Annotated in this window: 6 protein-coding genes; 1 reads left to right on the top strand and 5 read right to left on the bottom strand. The window is 65.9% G+C overall.

Annotated features, from left to right (window positions below):
- On the top strand, window positions 1-327 hold a 327-nt coding region (locus AC1DU6_RS20695; RefSeq protein ID WP_477859255.1), incomplete at its 5' end, for a hypothetical protein.
- Window positions 328-394: 67 nt separating this feature from the next.
- Here AC1DU6_RS20695 and AC1DU6_RS20690 read toward each other — a convergent pair.
- From AC1DU6_RS20690 to AC1DU6_RS20670, 5 genes are all read right to left on the bottom strand, one after another.
- The gene (locus AC1DU6_RS20690; protein WP_477859253.1) at window positions 395-1,417 is read right to left on the bottom strand and encodes a sensor histidine kinase; all 1,023 of its coding nucleotides are present in this window, start codon (window positions 1,415-1,417) and stop codon (window positions 395-397) included.
- Between the two features lie 249 nt (window positions 1,418-1,666).
- On the bottom strand, window positions 1,667-1,798 hold the full coding sequence (locus AC1DU6_RS20685) for a hypothetical protein (protein WP_268795242.1): 132 nt from the start codon (window positions 1,796-1,798) through the stop codon (window positions 1,667-1,669).
- 332 nt (window positions 1,799-2,130) lie between these two features.
- Entirely contained in the window at window positions 2,131-3,336 is a 1,206-nt protein-coding gene (locus tag AC1DU6_RS20680; protein ID WP_477859251.1) for an SGNH/GDSL hydrolase family protein, read from the bottom strand.
- A 218-nt stretch (window positions 3,337-3,554) separates the two neighbouring features.
- A complete protein-coding gene (locus tag AC1DU6_RS20675; RefSeq protein ID WP_457321906.1) occupies window positions 3,555-4,166 on the bottom strand; it encodes a hypothetical protein in 612 nt (203 codons plus the stop codon).
- Between the two features lie 186 nt (window positions 4,167-4,352).
- Window positions 4,353-4,637: EAL domain-containing protein (locus AC1DU6_RS20670; RefSeq protein WP_477859249.1), on the bottom strand; the 285-nt coding region annotated here is incomplete at its 5' end.

The raw sequence follows: 4,637 nt of genomic DNA, 5'->3' as shown, positions 1-4,637 counted from the left end.
TCCTCCGGGTTTGCGGCGAACAGCTTGACGAACTCGAGTGCGAACGCCCGGCCTGGGAGCCGCTCGAAGGATCGAGTCATCAGTGGGGTAGGTCGGCTCGGCACCCTGGATCGATACCGCGCGGACGGCCAACTGACGGAACTCCGGCAGGCCTGGGTCTCCGCCGGTTACGCACAGGATTCCGACATCGTGCTGGTGCTTGAACAGCGCAGCAGCGGTGAACAGGTCGTCATCTTTGGCTCGGTGCAAAACGACGCCACGGGCGCGCGCCGGGGTCGAATCCGTGGGCTGCTGATCCTGCCGGCCCAGCCAAAGACCTGCACCTGACACCAAACCGGAACCGCCGCGCCCGCGGCCTGGCGCGGCTACGGTGCGCGCTTGAGTTCGACGCGAGTCAGCCGACGCTGTATGGCACTGAGTGCGGCGCGACGGCGTTGCTGAGATCCAGATGATTTGAGCGTGACTGAGGCAATGTCGAAACATTGCATGCGGCGAAGCGCGCGGGCTTTGCAGGAACCGCGGGCAGCAAGGGAAGCTGCTGCGGCTGGCCGGCTTGCAATGCCGCGGGAGCCCATAGGCCTGCGGCCGGGGCGCCACTGCGCGCGACGGTAGCAATCATCAGCTCTTGCAGCGCACCAACGTAGCGCCGGGGCAACTTGATGCGGGTGACGCGGCCGGCTCCGACAGCACTCGTGATCTCCATCGTTCCGCCCAGCAGCCTGCACAGGCGGCCGACGATGGACAGGCCGATGCCCTCGCCCGAAGCCGCGATTGCGGACGCGCCCGCTGTTCGGATGAGCCCGATGGGTCCACCGCTGCACAGCTCGCGGCCGGCGTCTCCGACATCGAAGTACCAGTGGCCAGCCTCCCCAGCGCCACAGTGGCCGTAGGTCAGCACCACGCCAGCGGCGCGCGTGTACTGGATCGCGTTAAGCATCAGGTTCTGCGCAATGCGCGCCACCATCAGCGGGTCGCTCTCCGCGACGAGGCTGGCCGGGCCGCTGATCTCCAGGCTCAGCCCGCGCGAATTCGCCACGACGCGCAGGTTGTTGCACATGTCGTCGAGCGCCTTGGCGACGTCCACCGTGCGAATCACCGGTCGTTCCTGCTGGGTGTCGAGCCGGGCCAGGTCGGCCACGCCGTTCAGCAGCTCCCGCAGGCCGGCAACGTTGCGATCCAGCACGGCCATCAATTCCAAACGGCGCAAGTCGCTGCGCGGCTTCTGCAACAACGCAGTGACCGCCGTGACCACGCTGAGCTTGCCGCGCAGGTCATGGACGGCTTGCTGCCACAGCTCGGAGGCCTGCGCGTGGGGGTCAGGCCCCGGATCACCGGTCACATCCCGCCAACCGATGTGCGAGCCAAATGAGCCGTGCGTGCCGGTCAGGATCGCCGCGCCCTGGGGCGCGACCGTCATGCCGAATGGAGGGTGTTGCGAGTTCATGGTGAGCAGCCGCTATATCGACGGCACAAGCATTCCCGAAGCCCCAGCGGCGTTCCGTGCGCTGCCGCACCAACGGTGCGTTTCCAACCCAGCCTCGGTCATCACCTGCGTCGCGGATTGCTGACAAGGACGATGCCCGCAAAGCCCGTCAGCTGGCGGCCGAAGGCCATCATCACCTGCAGGTTCTCCTGCCCGGTGCGGACGGCCGGCCTGTTGCCAAGCCTATTTCTTGCGCGGAGCGACAGAAATCGCCTCCGCAGCCTTCTCAGCCGAGGTGGCGGGAATCACGGGCGCTGGCGCATGGGCCTTCTTCGCTTTCTTCTGTTCCTTGTTGCCGCGTTGACCTTTGGACATGGGATCTTTCGTTGAGGGAGCGAGCACAGCGCGTCGCAAGGTCTTGCTTTTAGACATTGGGAGCGCTGGTGTCGGTGCGGCGGCGCACGGACACCTGAAGCATCTGCAGATTCCAGGCGGTCGCTGACAGCGGCGCTGTACTGCTGCCGGTGTCGCCGAGGAAGGCAGTTTCCTGAATCCGTGACCTTACCTCTGTAGCCCCGCACCCTGAGGGTGCCGCCCGATGGCAACGAGTTGCCTGAGTTTGGGGAAGAATTTGGCGATGCGCGCGGTACCAGGCCAAACAGGGCGGGCGCGCCCGCATGGCGATCAGCAGCGCTCTCGCCGGCTGATCACTTCAACCAGCGCAGATCGACGGCAGCGGCCATCGCCTGGTAGCCGACTTCGTTGGGATGCAGATGATCGCCGCTGTCGAAGGCCGGCAGCAGCTGATCGGGCCGGGCCGGGTCACGCAGCAGGCGGTCGAAGTCGAGCAGCGCATCGAAGGCGCCGGCGGTTCTGATCCAGCGGTTGACCGCCTGGCGCTTGGCCTCGCTCTGCGGCGTCGGGCGCAACAACCCCTTGGCCTCGCCGCAGGGCAGCAGCGTCGCGCCCCAGATCTTCAGGCCGCTCGCATGCGCTTTTGCAATCAGGTCGCGCATGCCGGCGATGATCTGCTGCGCGCTGACGTCGTCCTGCGGTGTTGCCGGCGCCTTCGCCGCGGTGATGTCATTGATGCCCTGCATCAGCACGATCCAGCGCACGCCCGGCTTGCTCAGCGCATCGCGCTCGAAGCGCGCCAGCACGCTCGGGCCGACGAAGGGAGCGCGCCCGTCGTTGAGGATGCGGTTGCCGGCGATGCCCGCATTGGCCACGCCGATAGTCGCCAGCTGCGGGTCGCCCTGCAGACGCGCGGCCAGGAAATCCGGCCAGCGCGCATTGCGGTCGTCGGCCGAGCCGACACCATCGGTGATGGAGTCACCTACCGCCACCAAGGTGCGTGCCGGGGCGGCGGCGCTCACCTCCAGATCGGTGACGAAGTAGCGGCTGTCGTCGGTGGTCGCGCCGGCCGGGAACAGCGTCGCCGCGCCGGCGTCCTCGCCCGGCCACAGCCAGGCGGTCTGCAGCGCCGCGCCATGCAGCGTCGATGGTCCGGTCTCCTGCGGCAGATACAGGCTCAGCGCCAGCTGCTGCAGCGCGGCCACGCGCAGCTCAACCGGATCGCTCAGGACGCTGTCGCCGGGGGCGATCGTCACCGTCGGCAGCTTTTGGAAGCTGAGTGCCCGATCGCTGCCCGGTTGGATGGCCGAGCCGGCGGCGTGCAGCGCCAGATGGACCGGTCCGAGGTTCAGCGGCGCGCTGCCGAACAGATTGGACAGGCGTATGCGCACCTGCGTACCGGCGACGCTGCTGCGCACGACCTGGCGTATCGTCTGCGGCTGCAGCGACGGGCCGGGCGAGTCCGGTGCGGCCGCCCAGCCAGTCACCCAATGCGGGTCGGCGGCGACGGCGCTGGCCGCGCAGCAGAGTGCCAGCAGGCCGGCGAGCAGATGTTTCACACGCATYCCAATCATTCCCGGCTTCAAGACAGGCGCCGATTCTGCCCATCGACCGCGACCTTGCCGTTCGTAATGGGCGACGCTGACTTACAAGTTTGAGAGGAGGAGTGCGCGATGGCATCACCGCCGTCACTCGCGACTTCGTCGGCACATACGGGGGCGCCAATTTCAGCCGCATACAGACTGATCTGTTCGCTGCAGTCGCTCAACGTTCGAAGCTACGAAAAGCCTGTTTGATGATTGTCTGCGCTGCGGCCTGACTTACCTGGGTTGAACCGTTCCTCACCACTTGGCGCGACCCAACCCCCTTTGACCTCCAACAGCGAACCGACGGGAGCGAGCAGGCCGACGCCACTTTCAGATGCTTGCTCCCACGGGGCGTACGTGATCGCCGACAAGGTACTGCCGAGTTGTGCTTCAACTTCGGTCTCGCGGATCCACACCTTCGCTTGTGTTCCACGAAGCGAGTCGCGGATGACGGACTGAGCGATCTGCGAGCGAGTTTCGGAGTAGGCGAGTAACCGTGCTTCGAACTGCACGAGCAACCTCCTGTTCGCAGCCTCGCCAGCAGCTACGGACCGGGCGTACTGCCCCCGATAGCCGGCTGGTGAGTTGAAGAACCCATCGTAGGCAACCTCGGAAACGCGGATCAGGAAGGAGGCACGATGACAGCCGCGGATGGCTTGCCCAGAGAATTGCTCCCAGCAGAAACCTTCGACCAATGCCGATTCGAGGAGCCCGACAACGGCATCGAAGCTGAGGTAGGAGTGAAGCGTGCTCGCGCGCGAACTGTCGACTGAAGCACAGAACTGCCAAGTGCTACCGCTCATGAGCGGCTAGCGCATTCTCGACAGACCGTCAGCGCCTCTTAGGCATGCAGGCTGCACCCTAGATCGACGCGATTTGAAAGGTGCAAGCGCTTGATTCATTGAAGTCTTCTCCCAAATCTGCCGGAGCTAAACAGTCATCAAATTTCCGATCAGAGCGGCGACCTCCAGTCATAGGCCCAGCTGCCACTACCGCCGCCACGGCGCGCTCCTGATCGCCTCCGTCGCCTGCGCCTCAGGCAGCGCCTTCGCAAACAACCAGCCCTGCCCTACCTGCACGCCCAGCTGCTCCAGCAGCGCGGCCTGCTTTTCGTCCTCGACGCCTTCGGCCAGCGTCTGCTTGCCCAGGGCCAGGGCCAGGCCGACGATGGTGCGGACGATCTCCTGAGCCTCGCGGCCGGCGGCCAGGCGGATGACGAAGCTGCGGTCGACCTTCAACGTGTCGAACGGGAAGCGATGCAGATAGGCCAGTGA

The sequence above is a fragment of the Roseateles sp. P5_B10 genome (assembly GCF_056400485.1).
This window is presented reverse-complemented; position numbering and strand designations above follow the sequence as displayed.